Source organism: Aequorivita sp. H23M31 (assembly GCF_004022485.1).
In the GTDB taxonomy this organism is placed as follows: domain Bacteria; phylum Bacteroidota; class Bacteroidia; order Flavobacteriales; family Flavobacteriaceae; genus Aequorivita; species Aequorivita ciconiae.
On the sequence record NZ_CP034951.1, the window covers coordinates 25,974 to 48,461 of the forward strand.

The 22,488-nt window shown below is 38.1% G+C and carries 20 protein-coding genes; 13 read left to right on the forward strand and 7 right to left on the reverse strand.

The window, feature by feature from the left end; all coding sequences use genetic code 11:
- Positions 1 to 63: 63 nt before the first annotated feature.
- Positions 64 to 951 carry a hypothetical protein gene (locus tag EI546_RS00135; RefSeq protein ID WP_128248635.1) on the reverse strand — a complete coding sequence of 296 codons (888 nt, stop codon included), beginning with the start codon at positions 949 to 951 and terminating at the stop codon, positions 64 to 66.
- 279 nt (positions 952 to 1,230) lie between these two features.
- Here EI546_RS00135 and typA point away from each other — a divergent pair, with 279 nt between their 5' ends.
- The 9 genes from typA (at position 1,231) to EI546_RS00180 (ending at position 14,274) form a co-directional block, all read left to right on the forward strand.
- Positions 1,231 to 3,024, forward strand: a complete 1,794-nt coding sequence (typA, locus tag EI546_RS00140) for a translational GTPase TypA (protein ID WP_128248636.1) — start codon at positions 1,231 to 1,233, stop codon at positions 3,022 to 3,024.
- 283 nt (positions 3,025 to 3,307) lie between these two features.
- Complete coding sequence (locus EI546_RS00145; RefSeq protein ID WP_128248637.1) at positions 3,308 to 3,865, forward strand: LemA family protein; 558 nt, start codon at positions 3,308 to 3,310, stop codon at positions 3,863 to 3,865.
- Positions 3,866 to 3,888: 23 nt separating this feature from the next.
- Positions 3,889 to 5,577: a DUF2207 domain-containing protein gene (locus tag EI546_RS00150; protein WP_128248638.1), complete on the forward strand. Its 1,689-nt coding sequence runs from the start codon at positions 3,889 to 3,891 to the stop codon at positions 5,575 to 5,577.
- Between the two features lie 298 nt (positions 5,578 to 5,875).
- Complete coding sequence (locus EI546_RS00155; RefSeq protein ID WP_128248639.1) at positions 5,876 to 7,495, forward strand: CTP synthase; 1,620 nt, start codon at positions 5,876 to 5,878, stop codon at positions 7,493 to 7,495.
- Between the two features lie 166 nt (positions 7,496 to 7,661).
- Positions 7,662 to 9,545: a membrane protein insertase YidC gene (gene yidC, locus EI546_RS00160; RefSeq protein ID WP_128248640.1), complete on the forward strand. Its 1,884-nt coding sequence runs from the start codon at positions 7,662 to 7,664 to the stop codon at positions 9,543 to 9,545.
- A 95-nt stretch (positions 9,546 to 9,640) separates the two neighbouring features.
- The gene (locus EI546_RS00165; RefSeq protein WP_128248641.1) at positions 9,641 to 10,333 is read left to right on the forward strand and encodes a toxin-antitoxin system YwqK family antitoxin; all 693 of its coding nucleotides are present in this window, start codon (positions 9,641 to 9,643) and stop codon (positions 10,331 to 10,333) included.
- 150 nt (positions 10,334 to 10,483) lie between these two features.
- Positions 10,484 to 11,692, forward strand: coding sequence for a tRNA 2-thiouridine(34) synthase MnmA (gene mnmA / locus EI546_RS00170; RefSeq protein WP_128248642.1), 1,209 nt, complete (start codon positions 10,484 to 10,486; stop codon positions 11,690 to 11,692).
- A 9-nt stretch (positions 11,693 to 11,701) separates the two neighbouring features.
- Positions 11,702 to 13,333 carry a S8 family peptidase gene (locus EI546_RS00175; RefSeq protein WP_128248643.1) on the forward strand — a complete coding sequence of 544 codons (1,632 nt, stop codon included), beginning with the start codon at positions 11,702 to 11,704 and terminating at the stop codon, positions 13,331 to 13,333.
- Positions 13,333 to 14,274, forward strand: coding sequence for an NAD(P)H-dependent flavin oxidoreductase (locus EI546_RS00180; protein ID WP_128248644.1), 942 nt, complete (start codon positions 13,333 to 13,335; stop codon positions 14,272 to 14,274). Before EI546_RS00175 ends, EI546_RS00180 begins: the two co-directional genes overlap by 1 nt.
- 100 nt (positions 14,275 to 14,374) lie before the next feature.
- Here the strand turns inward: EI546_RS00180 and EI546_RS16555 are convergent, their stop codons facing one another.
- The 3 genes from EI546_RS16555 to EI546_RS00190 form a co-directional block, all read right to left on the reverse strand.
- Entirely contained in the window at positions 14,375 to 14,509 is a 135-nt protein-coding gene (locus EI546_RS16555) for a hypothetical protein (protein ID WP_262707632.1), read from the reverse strand.
- Positions 14,510 to 14,574: 65 nt separating this feature from the next.
- Positions 14,575 to 14,847, reverse strand: coding sequence for a hypothetical protein (locus EI546_RS00185; protein ID WP_128248645.1), 273 nt, complete (start codon positions 14,845 to 14,847; stop codon positions 14,575 to 14,577).
- Between the two features lie 107 nt (positions 14,848 to 14,954).
- Complete coding sequence (locus EI546_RS00190; RefSeq protein ID WP_128248646.1) at positions 14,955 to 15,146, reverse strand: cold-shock protein; 192 nt, start codon at positions 15,144 to 15,146, stop codon at positions 14,955 to 14,957.
- A 600-nt stretch (positions 15,147 to 15,746) separates the two neighbouring features.
- On the opposite strand from EI546_RS00190, the gene sucC reads away from it, so the two are divergent.
- Positions 15,747 to 16,937 (forward strand): ADP-forming succinate--CoA ligase subunit beta, encoded by a 1,191-nt coding sequence (gene sucC, locus EI546_RS00195; RefSeq protein WP_128248647.1) that lies wholly within the window; start codon positions 15,747 to 15,749, stop codon positions 16,935 to 16,937.
- Positions 16,938 to 16,999: 62 nt separating this feature from the next.
- Entirely contained in the window at positions 17,000 to 17,395 is a 396-nt protein-coding gene (locus tag EI546_RS00200; RefSeq protein ID WP_128248648.1) for a TerB family tellurite resistance protein, read from the forward strand.
- On the opposite strand, the gene EI546_RS00205 is transcribed toward EI546_RS00200, so the two are convergent.
- On the reverse strand, positions 17,392 to 18,666 hold the full coding sequence (locus EI546_RS00205; RefSeq protein WP_128248649.1) for a DUF2254 domain-containing protein: 1,275 nt from the start codon (positions 18,664 to 18,666) through the stop codon (positions 17,392 to 17,394). The genes EI546_RS00200 and EI546_RS00205 overlap by 4 nt on opposite strands.
- A gap of 195 nt (positions 18,667 to 18,861) precedes the next feature.
- Between EI546_RS00205 and EI546_RS00210 the strand changes: the two genes are divergently transcribed.
- Positions 18,862 to 19,293, forward strand: coding sequence for an Hsp20/alpha crystallin family protein (locus EI546_RS00210; RefSeq protein ID WP_128248650.1), 432 nt, complete (start codon positions 18,862 to 18,864; stop codon positions 19,291 to 19,293).
- Positions 19,294 to 19,370: 77 nt separating this feature from the next.
- On the opposite strand, the gene rluF is transcribed toward EI546_RS00210, so the two are convergent.
- Positions 19,371 to 20,183 (reverse strand): 23S rRNA pseudouridine(2604) synthase RluF, encoded by an 813-nt coding sequence (gene rluF, locus EI546_RS00215; RefSeq protein WP_128248651.1) that lies wholly within the window; start codon positions 20,181 to 20,183, stop codon positions 19,371 to 19,373.
- A gap of 114 nt (positions 20,184 to 20,297) precedes the next feature.
- Here rluF and EI546_RS00220 point away from each other — a divergent pair, with 114 nt between their 5' ends.
- Positions 20,298 to 21,830 (forward strand): GH3 family domain-containing protein, encoded by a 1,533-nt coding sequence (locus EI546_RS00220; protein WP_128248652.1) that lies wholly within the window; start codon positions 20,298 to 20,300, stop codon positions 21,828 to 21,830.
- On the opposite strand, the gene EI546_RS00225 is transcribed toward EI546_RS00220, so the two are convergent.
- Positions 21,827 to 22,405, reverse strand: coding sequence for a hypothetical protein (locus EI546_RS00225; RefSeq protein WP_317127433.1), 579 nt, complete (start codon positions 22,403 to 22,405; stop codon positions 21,827 to 21,829). The genes EI546_RS00220 and EI546_RS00225 overlap by 4 nt on opposite strands.
- Between the last annotated feature and the right edge of the window lie 83 nt (positions 22,406 to 22,488).

The following is a 22,488-nucleotide window of genomic DNA, read 5'->3' on the forward strand; positions in this document are numbered from 1 at the left end:
TATACCGGTCTTTTGTACAGATTTCAGTTTTAATCGGGCTCAATTACATCCTTAATCTCAATATTACCATTCGGAATTTAATCGATCCTCTCTTTCACCGAGGGATTCAATTGTTTCTATGGTTCCGGTGAAATTCTTCTTTTCATTCAAATTAAAATAAATGAAGGCCGTACATAGCACGATTATAATGTATAATAAATATTGAAAAACCAACGATATGGAGGTGATTAAGATATAAACCCAATCAAACATCATGGCAGGATTTGCCGAAATCTCTTGAGCCATAGTTACGCCTTTTATAAAAAAGTAGATATACTGAGGCACCTGAAAGATAAAGTTGATAAAATAATACAATAAAAATATGACCAATAAGTTCGCAAAGGTAATCCACCATTCTCCTTTTATAAGTGTAAAACAATAACTTATGGTCTGTGTAACCTCCTTTTTCTCAAAAACCACAATTGCAAAAGCTATTGAAAAAACGACTCCGAGATAAATTCCAGGGATAACACAGAACATCATTCCAAAAACCGTTAAAATACCCACGAGAAAACTTGTGCCTATCAATCTCCAAAAATCTTCCTTTACACCTACTGTTACTGCTTCCTTATCGATAATCCCTCTATTATTTATATAAGATTTTATACAATGCAATACCACTCCATTCAGTAAGGAATAATATACTAGGATGGCAATAAAGAGGATAAGGACTCCCAAAAAGCTGGTGGTGCCAAAGTTTTCAAAGGATTCCAAACTCTGCAGCATCCCTAAATTTCCAAAAACATCTTGCATGTAATAGATATATGCAGCGATGAGAACCACCAATGCAGGTCCAGCAATTTTAAAAATTAAATTAAAAAGCGGCTTCCAGTTAAGACGAATAAATTTAAAAACATCCGTCAAAATACTGCCTAATTCCCGTTGTTGCTTAAAATGTATTTTTTCATTCATACTTTCTGGCTTCTTTAAAACTTGGGTTTATTATGATATTTTGAAACTTATTGGTACCGCAAATATCGAACGAATTTTACCTCGGATAAAACTAAACAAAAAAGGAAGATTTGAAAGGCTCGCCTAATTGAAATTCAGCCCCAAAAGCCTCCAAAATTAAAATAGCGAAAGGGATAAGTAAACTTTTGGATTATCCAAAAATAAAATCGTATTTTTTTAATAACAATCCACTTAAAATCACTACTTTTGCACCCTCCAAAAAAAAATTGGAGAGACTTTATGGAAATCAAGAACATTGCAATTATAGCCCACGTTGACCACGGGAAAACTACCTTGGTAGATAAGATTATGCATTATTGTACAATTTTCAGGGAACATGACCATACCGGCGACCTGATTTTGGATAATAACGACTTAGAGCGTGAACGTGGAATTACCATTACCTCTAAAAACGTTTCGGTAGTTTATAAAGGCACTAAAATAAATATAATTGATACTCCTGGTCACGCGGATTTTGGTGGTGAAGTAGAGCGGGTACTAAATATGGCCGATGGAGTTCTCCTTTTGGTAGATGCTTTTGAGGGACCTATGCCCCAAACGCGTTTTGTTTTGCAAAAGGCTCTTTCGCTTGGTTTAAAACCCTGCGTTGTGGTCAATAAAGTAGATAAAGAAAATTGTACTCCTGAAGAAGTATATGAGTCGGTTTTCGATTTGATGTTCGAACTGGGTGCAGAAGAATGGCAGCTCGATTTTCCAGTTGTTTACGGTTCTGCTAAGCAAAATTGGATGAGCACCGATTGGAAAAAGCCTACCGATTCCCTGGAACCTTTGCTTGATATGGTTTTGGAGCACATTCCTTCTCCTAAAATTGAAGAAGGCTCAGTACAAATGCTTATTACCTCTCTGGATTTCTCTTCTTTTACTGGTAGAATTGCTATTGGGCGCTTACAAAGAGGGGTTTTAAAAGAAGGTATGCAGATCGCTCTTGTGAAGCGTGATGGCACAATTACAAAATCAAAAATAAAGGAACTCCATATTTTTGAAGGTGGAGGCCGTAGAAAAGTAACAGAAGTCGAGGCAGGAGATATTTGCGCTCTTGTTGGTTTGGAAGGCTTTGATATTGGCGATACCGTTGCAGATGTCAATAATCCCGAAGCTCTCCAAACGATTGATATCGATGAGCCTACAATGAGCATGCTTTTCACAATAAATGATTCCCCCTTCTTTGGCAAGGACGGAAAATTCGTGACTTCCCGACACATTAAGGAGCGTCTTGAAAAGGAATTGGAGAAAAACCTAGCACTAAGAATGGAACCTACAAACAGTGCGGATAAATTTATGGTTTTCGGACGTGGAGTATTGCACTTGTCGGTTTTAATCGAAACAATGCGGCGTGAAGGTTACGAACTTCAAATCGGGCAGCCACAAGTAATCATCAAAGAAATTGATGGGGTTAAATGTGAGCCTTTCGAGGAGATGACTATTGACCTCCCTGAAACCGTAAGTGGAACTGCCATAAATATGATTACTATCCGTAAAGGTGAAATGGTGAGTATGGAAGGAAAGGGAGATCGCATGGTTTGTAAATTTATTATTCCTTCGCGCGGGATAATTGGTTTACGTAACCAAATCCTTACTGCCACTGCTGGGGAAGCAATTATGACACACCGCTTCTTGGAATACCAACCGATGAAAGGTGGAATTCCGGAAAGACAGAATGGAAGTTTGGTATCTATGGAAACCGGTAACGCCATTCCTTATTCTATCGATAAATTACAGGATCGCGGACGCTTTTTCGTTGATCCGGGAGAGGATATTTATGAAGGACAGGTTATTGGCGAAAATAGTCGTCAGGATGATATGGTAGTGAATATTACCAAAACCAAAAAGATGTCGAACGTTCGTTCTTCGGGAGCAGACGATAAGGCTCGAATTATTCCAGCTATCAAATTTTCTTTGGAAGAAGCATTGGAATACATCCAAAAAGATGAATATGTGGAGGTAACCCCTAAACATATCAGACTTCGAAAAATATTGTTGAAAGAAACCGATCGTAAGCGCAACAAGATATAGGTTTCAAATTTCAATAATGCATTAAAACGCGAGACAATCCTCTTGAACGTCTTGCGTTTTTTCTTTTCCTTTCAATCCCCAAAACCCAAAATATCAAATTCTATTTCATGTGAAGTTTGACTATTACGATTATATCGGTAGAATTTAATTTTTCATTTTTCCAGTAGCTTAAAAATCTGTTTTAAAATGAGTTAAGAAATAGTAAAAATCGGTACCTTAGTTGGTCTGTTTGGAAAATTCATACTTCCGCAGGAAATTTTCTTAACTAACTAATTGTGAAATTATGACTGTATTAATTATTATCATCATCATTTTGGTGCTGGGTTTTTTCTTGGTCCAGGTTTTCAACCGGTTTGCAAAAAACCGAAATGTGGTCAAGGATGCTTGGAGCAACATTGATGTTGCGCTTAAGCGGCGTTATGATTTGATCCCGAACCTGGTAGAAACGGTTAAAGGGTATGCCGCCCACGAGAAAACTACTTTGGAAAATGTTATCCAAGCAAGAAATGCGGCTATGGCAGTGCCCAGTGACGACATCAATGCGCAGATTAAAGCTGAAAACCAATTGCAACAAACCCTACGAAGCATTTTTGCGTTAGGGGAAGCTTATCCCGATTTAAAAGCGAATGCCAGTTTTTTGGATCTCCAGCAGAAGCTTAATGAAATAGAAATTAACCTCGAGCGCAGTCGCCGTTATTATAATGGAACAGTTCGTGAAAACAATACCTATGGCGAAAGTTTCCCTGGGGTAATGTTTGCTAGTATGTTTAATTATCAACATTTTGACTTTTTCGAAACTGACGCTGCCAGTCGTGAAAATGTAAAAGTTGACTTTAATTAGGGACATCGAAATCAATTATCGAAATGAAACCATTATGCTCTCTGCTATTATTATTCTTGGGAATTCTAAATGGATTTTCTCAAGGATTTGAAGTTAATAGGGCGAAGGTCGATATCTATATTAGTGAGGATGGGTATTTTGATGTAATTGAGAATTATGATCTCACCTTCACCGAGCACAAACACGGTATTTATAGAGATATACAGACTAATTACGATCTGCTTACTGAAGAAGGAAAACGAGAAAAGCGCAGAATAAAAATTCGAAAAATTGAAGTTCCCGGGCATAAGTTCGAGTCTGATTTTGATTTCGTCCAAAAGCTCAATGACAATCTCCAGATTAAAATTGGCGATAAAAACGTCACGCTTATCGGCCCACAGCATTATGAAATAAAATACCGGGTTTATAATGCTTTTTTGTTCGAGAAAAACAATATCCGATTTTATTGGAATGTAAAGCCAGCGGGATGGCTTGCGAAATTTAATCAATTGGTGTTTACTGTTCATCCTCCCAAAGATGTTAATTTAAGCAAGAATGATTTTTTTGTGTATTCCGGCCCTCTAGGTGAGACAAAGCAAAGCAATCAGTTTAAAGTCGATTATACGGATGGGGTCTTTACAGCTCGAAGTATGGATAATTTTATTTCGTATCCGGGTTACAGTGTAACTGTTTTATTAAATCTTCCCTCAGGATCCATAAACGAACTTAAGCCATTCTGGCCGTTTTGGACAGATTACGGCTGGACGCTGATTCTGGCAATTCTACTATTCGTTTTTTATCGGATATGGGAAAAATACGGCAAGGATGAAAAAGTTGTGGCAACTACTAGTTACTTTCCACCAAGTGGTATAGATCCTGCAATGGCCGGTTTTTTGATCGATGATAGGGCAGACACTCCCGATTTAATTTCGCTTATCCCTTGCTGGGGTTCGCGCGGAATTATAAAAATGGAACAGATTCCCAAAAAAGGGTTATTCGGAAAAGAGGATACCAAACTTACAATGCTTAAAACGCTACCGGCCGATTCCCCCGTATATGAAGAAGAAATTTTTACGGGTCTTTTTGGAAGCGACGATATTCCTGGTAGCGAAATTCTAATAAGTAGTTTAAAAGATTCATTCTACACTACAATGGCAAGTGCCAAGCAAAAATTGAAAAGCAAGGCTCAAATTTATTACGATCCCCAGGCGCGAAAAGTACAAACCCGCACTATTGTAGGTTTTCTGTTAGGAAATGCTTTACTGTTCGTTATATTTCTTTTTTCTTGGGGACTCTGGGCGGCTTTGGCATTGATTCCTGTTACCATTTTCTTAATGATCATGTCTAGTTACCTGGTGAAAAAGAATTCGCAAGGAAACCGTGTTCTTTCGGATTTGAAAGGCTTTAAACAATTTATTAAGGTTGCCGAAGAAAATAAATTGAAAATGCTTTTGCAGGACAGTCCCAATTATTTTGAAACAACTATGGCCTATGCTGTTGCTTTTGGATTGTTCGACCAATGGGCCAGGAAATTTGAATCGCTGAATGTACAACCGCCGAGCTGGTACACCTCTTCCACGGGCGCATTCACCATGGGGAATTTCACGAATTCATTTTCGAGCGCCATGACAACAGCCCAGTCAACTATGGTCAGTTCGCCATCAAGTAGCTCTTCAGGGGGTGGAGGTTCTTCGGGCGGTGGATTTGGCGGCGGCGGCGGGGGAAGCTGGTAAATTTAGATTTCCTTACTTCTTCGTATTTTCAGTTTTAGGAATTTATAGTAGATGTGTACTAAAATCAGTGTCTTTAGATAAGGACTTAAGACTTTATGGGTAAAGATTTAAATATCAGTATTTATATTTTCATCCATATTCTTATAATTGAAATTGGTTTTTGAAAGGAATAAATCGAATAGATATTTCCAATTAGATAGATTTTTTCGTCACTATTGTATTTTTAGATTTCCTTGATTTCCTTCCGCAATAAAAATGTATCTTTGCATCCCGTATAATCACTTCAGAAAAGGTTTCCATGAACAGTATAAAATACATCTTCGTTACGGGCGGAGTTTCTTCCTCATTAGGTAAGGGGATTATTGCCGCATCTCTTGCCAAGCTGCTCCAAGCCAGAGGATACCGGGTTACCATCCAGAAATTGGACCCCTATATTAACGTCGATCCGGGAACATTAAATCCATACGAACATGGCGAATGTTATGTAACTGAAGACGGAGCTGAAACTGATCTGGATCTGGGACATTACGAGCGTTTTCTGAACGTAAATACCTCGCAGGCCAATAATGTTACTACCGGAAGGATCTATCAAAGTGTTATTGAGAAAGAACGCCGTGGTGAATTTTTGGGCAAAACCGTTCAAGTTATTCCCCACATTACCAATGAAATTAAAGAACGGGTCCAATTGCTTGGGAAATCGGGCGAATATGATATCATTATTACCGAAATAGGAGGAACCGTAGGGGATATAGAGTCCTTGCCATATATTGAAGCCGTACGTCAAATGAAGTGGGAAATGGGCGATGACAATGCCTTGGTTATTCACCTTACTTTGGTTCCCTTTCTTGCGGCTGCTGGTGAATTAAAGACCAAGCCAACACAACATTCCGTAAAAACCCTGATGGAAAGTGGGATTCGTGCAGACATTTTGGTTTGTCGGACAGAACATGAACTATCAAAGGATCTACGACGAAAACTTGCCCTTTTCTGTAATGTTAGAGAAGAAGCTGTTATCCAATCTATTGACGCTTCCACGATTTACGATGTTCCGAATATGATGTTGCAGGAAGGGTTGGATACCGTGACTCTTCAAAAGTTAAATCTTACAGACTATAAAGAACCCAATTTAAAACAATGGAATAAGTTTTTGGAGCGTCACAAAAATCCAAAAGGAGAAGTTAGAATTGGATTGATCGGCAAATATGTGGAATTGCAGGATAGTTATAAGTCTATACTCGAATCCTTTATTCACGCGGGTGCGGCAAATGAGGTGAAAGTTAAATTGGAATTTATTCATTCCGAACATATTAATGCAAAATCCATAGGTAAAAAGCTGGCCAAACTCGATGGAATACTTGTAGCTCCGGGTTTCGGTGAACGCGGGATTGAAGGAAAGGTAGCCGCTGTAAAATATGCGCGTATAAACAACTTGCCATTTTTGGGGATTTGTTTGGGTATGCAAATGGCTGTTATAGAATTCGCGCGCAACGTTTTAAAATTGAAAGACGCCAATAGTACTGAAATGGATTCACAAACCAAGAATCCTGTTATCAGTATTATGGAAGATCAAAAAAATATTACCGATATGGGGGGCACCATGCGATTGGGATCCTGGAAGTGTGAATTGAAAAAAGGAAGTCTGGCCCATAAGATTTATAGGGCAGATGTTATTGAAGAACGTCATCGCCACAGATATGAGTTTAATAATGAATATCGGGACCAATTAGAAGAAGCAGGACTTATTGCCACAGGGATTAACCCAGATACGGGATTGGTGGAGATTATTGAAATACCTTCCCATCCATGGTTTATTGGCGTACAGTTCCACCCAGAATATAAAAGTACAGTTGCCAATCCACACCCGCTTTTTGTAGGTTTCGTGGAAGCCGTACATGAACACGCCTTAAAAAATAAATAAGACAATTTGGCGTATTGAAAAAGGGGCGGGATTCTTGCAATTACGACCGACCCATCTATAAGTTTTAAATAAAGCTAGTAGAAACCAAAAAAATATAATAACCCGAACCTTCCGAAACAATTTCGGAAACATTTAAAACAATCGCATCTACAATCGGCGACTGAATATGGAACAGAAAAAATTCGACTTTAACTCACTTCTAGGTTTTATCTTAATAGGGGGTATCCTAATTTGGATGTTATACATTAATCAACCCACGGAGGAAGAACTTCAGGAGAAAGCACGAACTGAGGCTGCGGCAAAGGAAAAGGCTGAAAACGAAAAAACAAAGGAGGATATTACTTTGTCAAACGCCATTGCAGACTCTGCTTCTGCCGTAAAGGACGGAGATTCTCTTGCACTTGACGAGCTAAAGAATAAGTTGGGTTCATTTGCCTATTCAGGAACTCTTCCTTCTGCCACAGATAATATTACGGTTTTTGAGAATGATGTTCTTTATCTGAAAGTGAGCAATAAAGGAGGATATATTACCGAAGCTCTTTTAAAGAATTTCACTAAATACGATTCCGTTCCTATTTATCTTATTAAGAATGGCAATGCATCTCTCAATCTTCAGTTTTCGGCCGAGAACCGAACGCTGAATACCGAAGAGCTATATTTTGAGCCTACCCTTAGCAAAAGTGGAGAGGACAATGTGCTTTCAATGAAGCTTAAAACCTCAGCAAATGGCTTTATCGAGTATAGGTACACTCTGCATCCGGGGGAATATATGATGGATTTTGCAATTAATAGCCAAGGTCTGGATGGTGTTTTGAGTACATCCCAACCGATGTATCTCGATTGGAGTTTAAAAGGCTATCGTCACGCAAAAAGTATTTCATACGAAAACCGATATACCCGACTGACCTATGAGTACGAAAATGGAAAACATTCCAAATTATCCCCTTCAGGAGATGATAAAGAAGTAGAAAAAGATGTTACATGGATGAACTTCCGTCAGCATTTCTTCAGTTCGATGCTGCTTACCGATACTCCTTTTAAGGAAGTTGCTCTTAAATCTGAAAATCTAGTCCACGACGAGGAAATAGATACTGTTTTTACCAAACAGTATGATGCTAGAATGCTCCTAGAACCCAAAAACGGTGGCCTATCCTACAATATGAATATGTATTATGGACCATCGGATTATCAGATTTTTAAGAAATATGGCCGCAACCTAGATGAAGCCATGCCGCTTGGTTGGGGTATTTTTGGAGTGATTAATAAATATGTGATCATCCCACTATTTGCATTTCTGACGGATTTCTTACCTGCGGGAATTGCGATTATCGTTTTGACTATTCTGATCAAACTTCTATTATCTCCAGTTCAATACAAACAGTATTTGGCTCAGGCAAAAATGAAGGTGCTAAAACCTGAAATGGACGCAATTAAGGAGAAGTACAAGGATAATAAGTTAAAGATACAGCAAGAGACAATGAAATTGCAGAATTCTGCAGGCGCCAGTCCACTAAAGGGCTGCCTCCCCGCACTTCTCCAAATTCCTGTTTTCTATGCGCTCTTTACATTTTTCCCGTCCGCTTTCGATTTACGGCAGAAAAGATTTCTTTGGGCAGATGACCTTTCCAGTTATGATACTATTGCTGAACTGCCCTTTCACATTCCGTTTTACGGTGATCACGTTAGTTTGTTCCCAATTCTTGCCTCAATCGCCATCTTTATTTATATGATGATGACTACGGGCCAGTCTATGCAGCAACAACAACAGCCAGGAATGCCTAACATGAAATTCCTGATGTATTTATCGCCACTATTTATGTTGGTATTCTTTAACAACTATGCCAGTGGACTTTCGTTGTATTATTTTATTTCCAATTTAATTACCATTGGAATTATGCTCGTGATCAAGAATTTTATCATCGATGAGGAGAAAATACACGCTAAAATTCAAGTGAAAAAAGCCCAGCCTAAAAAGCAAAATAAGTTTCAAAGAAAGATGGCTGAGATGATGGAACAAGCAGAAGAGCAAAAAAGAGCATCCAAAAGGTAATTTTTAATTCTGCGATTAGTTTTGGTCTTACGCTAAATCAAAAAATAGATTTCGAATTTCTTCGTTAATAAAGCTGAACGTTGGAATATCAAAAAATGAGATTAATTGTTTCTATTCTAATTTCGGGAATAATCTGTTTTCCTATTACTGCTTTTTCACAAAAGGAAATCAATCAGGTGGATGAAGATGGGAGGCCGCACGGTATTTGGAAAAAACACTATGAGGGAACCCAACAATTGCGGTATGAGGGTAAATTTGAGCACGGCAAAGAAGTAGGCGAATTTAAATTTTATTGTGAAGATTGTCGGGATAAACCTGCGGTGATAAAAATTTACGACCCTAAAACTGAACTTGCCGAAGTAACATTTCTTTCCAGAAATGGCAGCATCATCAGTAAGGGAGAAATGAAAGATAGAGATAGAGTAGGAGAATGGATAACCTATCATGAAAATTCCACGGTTCCTATGATCAGGGAAACCTTCCTAGACGGGAAACTCAAGGGCAAAAGAACGGTTTATTATCCCAATGGAAAGATTACCGAGGATTCTAATTTCGTCGATGGGGTAATAACGGGAGAAAATATATTCTACTCACCAAACGGCAATGTCATCAAAAGATTGGAGTACCAAAATGGTCTACTTCAGGGACCTGTTAATTATTATGATGAGCACGGAAATCTGATTATCGAAGGGAGTTACGAGCAGAATAATAAGCACGGACTTTGGAAATACTACAAAGATGGAAAAGTGGTTCTGGAAGAATCTTTCCCGAAGGAAAAGCAGGAATAGCCCTAACTATTTTCATTTTCTACGTCAAAAACTTTAATAGAAGTACGATCTTCAATTCCTTGAGGTTCATTGCGATTTGGCTTAGCAACTTGTATCTTTGCATTTTAAAGACCTTACCAATTATAGGAAGGCGATTTCTCAAAAATTATAATGAAAAAGCGAGTTGTTGTAGGACTTAGTGGAGGTGTGGATTCCAGTGTGGCGGCCTACCTTTTGAAAGAACAGGGGTATGAAGTCATTGGACTTTTCATGAAGAATTGGCATGATGATACGGTTACAATATCCAATGAATGTCCCTGGTTAGAAGATAGTAATGATGCAATGTTGGTTGCGGAAAAACTGGGTATTCCTTTTCAAACTATTGATTTAAGCGAAGAATATAAGGAACGTATTGTCGATTATATGTTTCGTGAATATCAGATGGGAAGGACGCCGAATCCAGATGTGCTCTGCAATAGAGAGATCAAGTTTGATGTTTTTATGAAGATAGCCCTGTCTTTGGGGGCGGATTTTGTTGCAACCGGTCATTATTGTAGGAAAGGAATTTCAAATTCAATTTCGGATGAGAACGGCGTATCCCATAAAATATATCATTTATTGGCTGGCAAAGATCCCAAGAAGGATCAATCGTATTTTCTATGTCAGCTTTCCCAGGAACAACTTTCCAAAACTTTGTTTCCCATAGGTGAATTATTGAAACCTGAAGTAAGAAAAATAGCACAAGAGCAAGGTTTGATTACCGCTGAGAAACGCGACTCCCAAGGTTTGTGTTTTATAGGGAAAGTGAGATTACCCGAATTTCTTCAGCAGAAGTTAGCTCCAAAAGACGGCGCAATCGTAGAAATCCCTGCTAATTTTAAAGATTACAGACAGAAAGTTCCAGATTTTGATTCAGAAGCTGAAAGATTGGAATTTCTTTCTTCCAAACATAATTATTCCAAAATGGATGGAAAAGAGGTCGGCATCCATCACGGTGCACATTACTTTACGAAAGGGCAACGGAAGGGTCTAGCAGTAGGAGGCACAAAAGAACCACTGTTCGTTATTGATACCGATGTTGAGGAAAATATTATTTATACCGGGCAGGGCAAAAGTCATCCTGGCTTATATAGACGCGGACTTTTTATTAAAGAAGAGGAAATACATTGGGTACGGGAGGATCTTGCCTTGAAAGATAATGAAAAGATGGATGTAACTGCAAGAATTCGCTATAGGCAACCTCTTGAAAATGCAACTTTATATCGTACATTTTCTGGGCTTTATATTATATTTGACAATCCACAGTCCGCAATTACAGAGGGTCAATTTGCCGCTTGGTATCTCGATGATGAATTAATTGGAAGTGGCGTAATCTCCTAAAACACGTGTATGAAAAAATTATTATTGTTTTCCTTTATTTTAAAGTCTTTCTTCATCTTTTCTCAGCAGGATGCTATGGTATTTTTTGCTGACAAGCAAAATGTAGATGCATCTTTGGCGAATCCGATCACGATTATGACGCAAGCTGCCATAAATAGAAAAATGGCTCAAGGAATTGTTATCGATGAACGTGACGTGCCATTAAATGAAACCTATAAAGCGACTGTAAACAATGTTGCTGGGATTACTGTTTTGGCTAAATCGAAATGGATGAATGCGGTTTACGTAAGGGGTTCCGCAACTAACATCAATAATTTATTAAATCTTCCCTTTGTTACGGAAATAGAATATATGGATCCGGCTCTTAACCGTCCTTTCCAGACTCCCACTCGGGATAAATTTCAAATAGAAAATCCAGAAAGAATAGTTTATAATTATGGAGCCTCAAGGAACCAGGTGGAAATGATCGGGGTGGATCAACTGCATGAAAATGATTATAATGGTACGGGAATTACCGTAGCGTTTCTAGATAATGGATACCCAAATGTTCTGACAAATGCAGCTTTTGCCCACGTTAGGGATGAAGGCAGATTACTGGGATATTATGATTTTGTTGACAGAATTGAAAATCCAAATGGAACGGGTAACCATGGAGCTCATACCTTTAGTGATGCGGCGGCAATATTGGAAAGTTCCAATCCAAATCAAGCTTTCGTGGGTACGGCTCCAAAAGCCTCCTATTATCTCTTTGTAACGGAAGATGGCCGTAGTGAAAGTCCAGCTGAAGAGGCCTATTGGGTCGAGGCATTGGAGCGTGCAGATAGTTTGGGTGTTTATGTTACAAACACCTCCTTGGGTTATCAGACTTTTGATAACACAAATTATGACCATACCTATGCTGATTTGGACGGTCAAACTACTATAGGAGCTAGGGGAGCCAATCACGGCTTTGACAAAGGAATGATAAATGTTGTTTCTGCCGGAAACCAAGGTCGCTTCTGGGATTTTGGCTATGTATCAACTCCTGCAGATGCACCAGGCGCACTTACGGTGGGTGCGGTCGATGCTTCGGGTAATTATGTAGATTTCAGCTCCTATGGACCAACGATAGATGGACGAATAAAGCCGGATATAATGGCACAGGGTTATAATGCCGCAATTGTAAGCCAATTCGGTTCGGTGGACTATGCTAACGGTACGTCATTTAGTTCACCCATAACCGCAGGTGCTGTCGCTTCCTTATGGCAAGCGGCTCCAAACCTAAAAAATGACGTGGTAATGCAGGTAATTCGAGAATCAGCTAGTCTTTATAACAATCCAACAGATAAAATGGGATATGGAATCCCGAATTTTGGAATTGCCTTGGATGCCCTGTTGGAGTTAAGTGTTGAGGAGCAGATGAAGGATAATCTTTTTGCGCTCTACCCAAATCCTGTTAGTACGGAAATAAATATCTCCTTTCCAAAAGGCGCAGACGAGGCTGTATTTACTTTATATAATGTTTTGAGGAAAATGATTCTTCAGACTAAAATCACTCCGATTAAAAACCGCTTGGATGTGTCTGATCTCCCATCAGGTATGTATATTGCATCCATAACCTCTTTCAACAAAACTACAAGCTTTAAAATTATCAAGAATTAGTGGTAAATAGAATTACAGAGCTCTTTAAAATAAAATACCCTATCATTCAAGCTGGTATGATATGGAACAGCGGCTGGCGACTGGCAAGTGCTGTTTCAAACGAGGGCGGCTTGGGACTCTTAGGAGCTGGTTCCATGTATCCGGAAGTTCTACGCGAACATATTTTGAAATGTCAAAAGGCAACAGACAAACCCTTCGGAGTAAACGTTCCCATGCTTTATCCAGATATTGATAAGATTATCGATATTATTATTGAAGAAGGTGTGAAAATAGTTTTTACATCTGCTGGAAATCCAAAAACCTATACTTCAAAATTAAAGGAAAATGGGATTACTGTGGTTCATGTGGTGAGCAGCGTGAAATTTGCCCTAAAAGCTCAAGAAGCCGGTGTGGATGCAGTAGTTGCAGAAGGCTTTGAGGCCGGCGGACATAATGGTCGCGAGGAAACTACTACGTTTACTTTAATTCCTATGGTAAAGGAACATTTAGAAATTCCCTTAATTGCGGCTGGTGGAATTGCTACAGGAAGGGGAATGTTAGCCGCAATGGTTTTGGGAGCAGATGGCGTGCAAGTAGGAAGTCGTTTTGTGGCGTCGGATGAAAGTTCAGCCCATCGGGCTTTTAAAGAGGAAGTTGTAGCGGCAAAGGAAGGGGACACCCATCTTACGTTAAAGGAACTGGCTCCTGTGCGAATGCTAAAAAATAAGTTTTTTCATAGTGTCGTAGAACTTTACACTACCAATCCTACCAAAGAGGATTTGATAAACCATTTAGGCCGCGCTCGCGCCAAAAAAGGAATGTTTGAGGGAGATTTGGAAGAAGGTGAGTTGGAAATTGGTCAAATAGCCGGTCTTATCCACGATATCAAACCTGCTGCCCAAATATTAAAAGATATAGTTGAAGAATTCGAAATTGCCAAACAGGAGGTTTCAAGATTATAGAAGCTCGGTTCGTCCATTTTTGTTTTCAAAAATTTTTTAAATTAAAAACCCTTCCATTTTTTAAGATAATGGGTCTTCATTCTAAATTATAATTTAATAATTACTCTTTTATTATCAGTTTGATGAAATTTTCGTCGTCTCCACTAATGATTACCACATAGGTAACGCTCTGTAATCTTGAAACATCGATGTCCGTTTCGGGAATAATTTCATTAAGAATTACCTCGCGTACCAATCTGCCCTAAGTTCTTAAATAGAAACCTTTTCAAATTCAATGTTAATTGGATTACCTAAAAGAACCTATTTCTTCATCGGGTCCGGGAAAAGTATAATGTTAGCATATGTTCCGTTTTCCCCAACGTTTAATAGGTCCAGTTTCATTGGATCTCCACAGTTTTTCCTCCATCGGTAATAATCGAAAGTTCGCATCATTTTCAACCTCGGAGTTTCACCAGCGCAATAAGTGCTTAAACCTCCGTAGAACTGCACATCGGGCTGTAATGTTAAAGTGCTCCATCCATTCAACAACGCATCATAATTGGGAGTTGAAATTTTGATGTCTTGAATATACATCGCACGAACAATCCTAAAATTTAAGTGAAATTTAAAATAAGTTATAAATTATTATAAAAAAAAGCCTCCCAATGTGGGAGGCTCCGTCTTAAAAAGTGGTGCGTATATTAAAGTACTTTTACATTAACCGCGTTCATTCCTTTTTTGCCTTCTCGAAGATCAAATTCTACTTCATCCCCTTCGCGAACTTCGTCGATAAGGCCTGAAACGTGTACAAAATGTTCTTTGTTGGTTCCTTCTTCAGTGATAAAACCAAATCCTTTGGTGTCGTTGAAGAATTTTACTGTTCCTTTGTTCATTGTAATTAATTAAAAAATTTATATAAGATGCAAAGATAATAATCTAATTGAAAATTTTGTTGCTTTCATCAAAAATTTTAGCTATATATATCAAATTCCTTTTTACTTCAATATTTTCAGGGACTTTATTCAATTTTCTCTCGCTTCTTCAGCCCTATTTTAAGTTCTCAATATTCAAATCTGTATTTGAGGGTTATCTTAGGGAATATTTTACAAGACAAATCTAACCCTTGGGGGCAATACCTATTTTCTTTCAATAAAAAAAAACATACCATTTATTCCCGCGACTTTATTTCAATGGCCAAATTTTCCTTTAAGCGCTTGCTTAGAATTATTTTTCCCATTTCTTTATTTTTTTGAATAAGAGAAGAGTTTTCAAATTTTCTTTCAAAAAATGGATATCTATATATATATCGTGACCAACTATTTCAGGGTGTAATTAATTCTTTTTGATTTTTAAAAAGGAATACATCTATTGGTACTTTTAGCTCAACTTATCTACATTAAATCAAAAACAGTAGTGGATTCCTACAACATTTGTTATTTTTGCATTCCATAAAACAAGCTGTCCCAGTATGGGCAGATCTCAAAACAGTTACTATGAATTTACACGAATATCAAGGAAAGGAAATATTGAGCAGTTTTGGCGTCGAGGTTCAACGCGGAATCGTAGCTACTACACCACAAGAAGCCGTAGATGCAGCAAAAAAGCTTACGGAAGAAACCGGAACTGGCTGGCACGTTATAAAAGCCCAAGTTCACGCGGGGGGCCGTGGAAAAGGAGGTGGAGTAAAACTTGCCAAAAATATGCAGGAAGTTGAGGATATTGCCGGTAAAATAATTGGTATGAACTTGGTAACTCCGCAAACCTCAGCAGAGGGGAAAAAGGTACATCAGGTTTTGGTTGCGGAAGATGTTTACTATCCAGGCGATAGTGAGCCTGAAGAATATTATATGAGCGTATTGTTAAACCGTTCAAATGGTCGCAATATGATTATGTATTCAACCGAAGGTGGAATGGATATTGAAACCGTTGCGGAAGAAACTCCACATTTGATTTTTACTGAGGAAATTGATCCAGCTGTTGGTCTTCTTGGATTTCAGGCGCGTAGAATTGCCTTTAATTTGGGCTTGAGCGGAAAGGCTTTTAAAGAGATGACAAAATTTGTTTCGGCACTTTATAAAGCTTACAGCGAATCTGATTCTTCCTTATTTGAGATTAATCCTGTATTAAAAACAAGTGACGACAAAATAATTGCCGTAGATGCTAAGGTAAGTATTGATGATAACGCCTTGTTCCGTCATAAGAAGTATATGGAAATGCGGGATAAGCGCGAGGAAAATCCTGTAGAAGTGGAAGCGATGGAGAAAGGATTAAACTATGTGGACCTTGACGGAAACGTAGGTTGTATGGTGAATGGTGCGGGACTTGCAATGGCTACCATGGACTTAATAAAGCAAGCGGGTGGAGAACCGGCAAACTTCTTAGATGTGGGAGGAACTGCAGATGCCGAAAGAGTAGAAGCTGCCTTTCATCTTATTTTAAAAGATCCAAACGTGAAAGCGATCCTGATAAATATTTTTGGAGGAATTGTTCGGTGCGATCGTGTTGCTCAGGGAATCGTTGATGCCTACAAAAATATGGGAACTATCGATGTGCCAATCATTGTCCGATTGCAAGGTACCAATGCCGATATTGCCAAGAAACTTTTAGATAATAGCGGATTGGATGTGCAAAGTGCTATTGAATTCCAGGAAGCAGCGGATAAGGTAAAAGAAGTGCTTTCATAACAGACTATAATATTACATAAAAGCCCTTCGCCTCTGCAAGGGCTTTTTTTTGAACGTGTTTTATGGAGAAGAATCCAAAATCATTATTGAGTGATTTAATAATAATGATTAAGGCTGATGGAGTGATAAGGCCCTCAGAAATTGAGCTAATACAAAAATTGGCTAATCGTTTGGGTATTTCCAATGAGGAAATTGCCGAACTATTCACTAATCCCCAACCTAGTCAAGCTTTGTACAGCGAAGTAGATAGGATCACACATTTTTATAGATTGGCCCTGATGATGCAAGTAGATAAGGAATCGCATAAATCTGAGGTGACGGCTTTAAAAAATTTTGGTCTTAAAATGGGAATTCGCCCAATTGTCGCAGATCAGATTATAAAGAAAATGGAGCAGTATAATGGCGGGGTTGTTCCACCGGAAGAATTACTGAGGATTTTCAAGATTTACTACAATTAATTATATCCTATGCCTTTAATGGCGCTTATATCGCGCTCTGATTCCAGACTCTCTCTGGCTTGTTTCATCATAGTATCTATTTCCTCTTCTATATCAAACTGATAACTTTCCTCCATAGTAGGTTGAACTTTTAGGTAATTGAGCATCCACAATATTTTTTGAACCATAATAGGATCGTGTTTACAATAGGTGCGCAATGAGGCCATAACATTGTAGATCAATTCTCTGAAAGTTATAGTCGCAATCCGCATTTCGAAATTATCGTTACTCGTGTAAGTTACATGGTCACGTTTTTGCATTCGACAAGAAAACAGTTCTGTTAGATAATCAATAGCATTGATGGCCGTTCCTGGGTCGTTGATTCCTGGTGACATAGCTTTTACCGCTATCTCGGTAATCTGTTTAAAAGCAAGTAGATAATTATCCTTTACCAGCTCTCCGCGGGCAAAGCTAATATTTGCCACAACCTGATCAACCGCCTTCTTATCAAGTTTCTTTTCCGATTTTAAGAAGATAGCATTCGAGGGTGCATATAAACCTTTGGGAATGGTTATATAAATTCGAGTGGCATGTTTGTCGCAAATGTCCAATATATTATCGACTGAAATATTTTGAAAATATCCGCCTCGTTCCAGTTTATATGAATGCCAGGTATTCGTATTGGGAAAAGCTTGCACTGTTTCTTTTTCTGTTCGAATAAGGAGCTCCAGACGATTTTTAGCTTCTATAAAAATTTTATCCAGAATATTGTTAATCTGTATACTTTGGGAGATATTATGAATAAAGTAAATGAACGAAACCAAACAGGATATAGTGAAGAGAATCCCCATAAGCACCGAAACACCCGGGATTGCATATTTTTCATCACTGGGTTCAATAGAGAAAAGGGTAAATATAATATAGATAATTGAGGCCATAAATAGCCCCAAAATTAATTGGTGTCTTTTATCGCTTATTAATCCCGGTAGTAAACGAGGCGAATAGTTATTTGAAGCTTGGCTAAGAAGAAGCATTACCATTGAAAAGCTAAATACCATTAACGAAATCAAACCACCCAAACATGCACTTAGAATGGTAAGGGCGGTATCTCCATTTTCCACCATTAACCTAGGCAGTACATCCATAACCTTTCTTGACATTCCTTGTTCCTCCAAATACATCATCAAAAGGGCAAAGAGAAAACCAGAAATTGCCATTAATGAGGGATAAAATGCAATTTTACTTTCTACGGTATTGAAAAAGTCGAAAATTCTGATAAAAAAACGTTTCATAAGCGGGTGTTGTGGCAATGAAAGTTAGTTAATGAAAAAGGATATTTGACCTAAAATTGATCATATTAATTGTATTGAAGACAAAATGACACCATAATTTGTTATAATCGGTCAGATAGACATTAAATTTTGATTGGAACTGATATTGACTATTAATAGTTTAAAAATAATAATAACATCAAACAATATATAAGCATGAAGACAGTTAGTAAGAATAGTATATGGTTACCAGCTCTTTTTGAGGATTTGTTTTTGGATAATAAGTTAGATGTTCTTAATAATTATGAAACATTTAGCATTCCAGCAATAAATATTATTGAAAATTTGACGAAATTTGGGCTGGAAATCGCCGCTCCAGGATTGCAAAAGGAAAATTTCCACATTGAAATCGAGGAGAATACCTTAAAAATTTCCTACAATAAGGAAATTGAAGATAAGGAAACGGAAAGAAATTCCAAGTTTATAAAAAGAGAATTTAATTACGAAAACTTTGAACGTTCCTTCAAATTGCCTGAAAATATTGAGTTAGATAAAATTCACGCAAGTTATGAGAACGGGATACTTAAGATATCTCTTCCCAAAATGGAAGAAAAAAAAGTATTGAAGAAAATGGTTGAGATTTCATAATTGAAATTTAATTTGGTTAGTTAGTTGAAAATGACCGCGTGCTACTCAATCGGTGCGCGGTTTTTTCATGAACTTGTTTAATCTCTCCTTCTTCTTTTTCCACCTGTACTCTTGTCCACTTGATTTTTTTCAACTTCAGTTTTACCAGCAACCTTATTAAAGAGTTTTGGTAACCCATCGCTATCTTTTACCGAATCCTTAAGTGTTTCCAACTCCTTTTTTGTAAGATCCCGCCATTCTCCTACCGGAAGATTGCCCAAAACCAGATTCATAATCCGAAGACGTTGTAAGGCTACCACTTCATAACCTAGATATTCACACATTCGCCTTATTTGTCTATTTAGTCCCTGCACTAAAATTATCCGAAATTCGAATCGGCTTATGCGCTCAACTTCGCATCTTTTAGTTACCGTGTCCAAAATTGGAATGCCGGACCCCATTCGCTTTATAAAATCATTTGTTACCGGACGATCAACTTTAACAATATATTCTTTTTCGTGTTTGTTTCCTGCACGGAGAATTTTATTTACAATGTCTCCATCATTCGTTAAGAGCAAAAGACCTTCACTGGGTTTATCGAGCCTTCCTACGGGAAAGATACGTTCCGGATGCTTTACAAAATCCACTACATTATCGTCAAAACGGGTATCTGTAGTACAGGTGATGCCCACAGGTTTGTTGAGCATTATATAGACTAGAATATCATTTTCTACTAGCAATTTTCCATCAACACGAACCTCATCATTAGGCATAACTCGATCGCCAAGTCCAGCCTTGTTGCCATTAATGGTAACACGACCTTTTTCTATTAATGTATCTGCTTCCCTTCGAGAACAAAAACCTGTCGCGCTTATGGCTTTGTTCAGTCGGGTAGATTCGGGATGGTTCATAATTACGTTTTTGCAAAGATACGGCTATGGCTTCCAATTGAAAAAAGTTAAAATTCAATTAAACAATACTTATATGCTTTTTAATTGATGTAGATTCAGCCTAAAAATTGACAGATGGCAATACTTGGTTCAATTATTAAAACCGCGATAGACCTTCGCGGGGCATTAGTTTCGGAAGACTCTCCTATAGAATCCCAAAAGGAAGTTTTGATCCATTTGCTCGAAAAAGCTAAGGACACGGCATTTGGAAAATACTATGGTTTTTCCAAAATCCTCGAATCTGAAGAAGTACAAAAGACTTTTGCGGAAAAAGTCCCCTATTTCGATTACCACCAGATGGAAACGGAATGGTGGAACAAAACGCAGGAAGGACTAGAGGATATTAGCTGGCCGGGAAAGCCAACATATTTTGCCAGAAGCAGCGGCACAACGGGGAAAAAATCCAAACGGATTCCAGTTACGGACGAAATGGTGGAAGCAATCCGCAGTGCCGGGATAAAACAAGTGGGCGCTTTGGCAAACTTTGATGTTCCCTCAGATTTTTATGAAAAGGAAATAATGATGTTGGGAAGTAGTACGAATCTGGAAGATAAGGATCAATTCTTGGAAGGCGAAATAAGTGGGATCAGTGCGAGCAACATTCCATTTTGGTTTAGGGGCTTTTATAAGCCGGGTGAGGAAATTGCATTAATGGAAGATTGGGATGAAAAAGTTGAGACCATTGCAAAGAGAGCAAGAGAGTGGGACATAGGAGCATTGAGTGGAATTCCATCGTGGATGGAATTAATGCTGAAAAAAGTTATTGAATATCATGAAGTAGAGACCATTCATGATGTATGGCCAAATCTTCAAGCCTACACCACCGGAGGAGTGGCTTTTCAACCTTATGAGAAAAGTTTTAACCAGTTATTAGCGGATCCTATCATTATCATAGATACCTATCTTGCTTCTGAAGGTTTTATGGCATTTCAAAACCGTCCCGAAACTACCTCAATGAAATTGGTAACCGATAACGGAATATATTTTGAGTTTGTTCCGTTTAAACCCGAATACATTAATGATGATGGTTCACTTTCGCAGGATGCACCCTCGTTAACATTGGCAGAGGTGGAGCTGGATACAGATTATGTTTTGATAATAAGTACAGTTTCTGGTGCATGGCGCTATTTGATTGGTGATACAATTGCTTTTACGGATATTGAAAAGGCTGAAATAAAAATCACGGGTCGGACCAAATTCTTTTTAAATGTAGTGGGTTCCCAACTTTCCGTAAATAAGATGGAAGTTGCCCTACGGGAAATGGAAGAAAAATTTGATTTAAAAATTCCTGAATTTACTCTTGCAGCGGTCAAAATTGATGGAGAGTTTTATCACCACTGGTATCTGGGAACTGAGACGACAGTTAATAATGAGGAATTAGCTGACGCCTTAGATGAAGCTTTAAAAGATGCCAATAAAAATTATTCAGTGGCGCGGTCGAAAGCCTTAAAGGGAGTAATTGTCAGTATAGTTTCTCCGAATGTTTTCCACGAATGGAATGCGAAGAATAAAAAGAAAGGAGGCCAGGTAAAAATGGAAAAAGTGATGAATGAAGAAAAATTTAAAGAATTTGAAGCCTTTGTCAAGGAGGAAAATTCCCTTGATTAATCTTCCATTTCAACTATTTCCGGATCCTCCTCAACTTTATTTTCATTAATGAGTTCCATTACTTCTTCTGGAGAAATATAAAGCCGTCTAATACGTCTTTTATATTTTTCAGAAAGATTGGCATTGTCCAAAATAAAATTCTTGGTTTTTAAGATATAAGCTCCCATTCCATGCGAAATGGCATAAGTGTCGGCAGTTCTTTCAACTTTTTTAATGCTCGAGGGCAATAATAGATATTTTATACCTAAAATAATCAAACCCACATTTGTACGATCGTGATAATCCAGAACATGCCCCAGTTCGTGTCCAATCCATCCTATTTTCACATCTGAGGGAATATCATCCATGGTAAAGTTTTCTCCTTCAATCTGGATTTTTCTACTTATCAAAATCAAATATTCCCTATCCTGTTTTGGTTTAAAGAAACTCGCAAACCTTGGTTGGGCCTGCATGGTTGACTTCTTTATATTATCCTTAAACTTAAACTCGATCGAAGTTTCCGCAAGTTCTGGAAAAAAAGAAAGAGCTTGAAGTGCTTCTTCTTTAATGTTCTCCGGAATTATTTTATTGTCCAAATTGATATTTTGAGTTGAAACCATATATGGCATAAAATACAAAATTGGAAATATGAGATACGTTAAGGACATTGTAAAGTTTA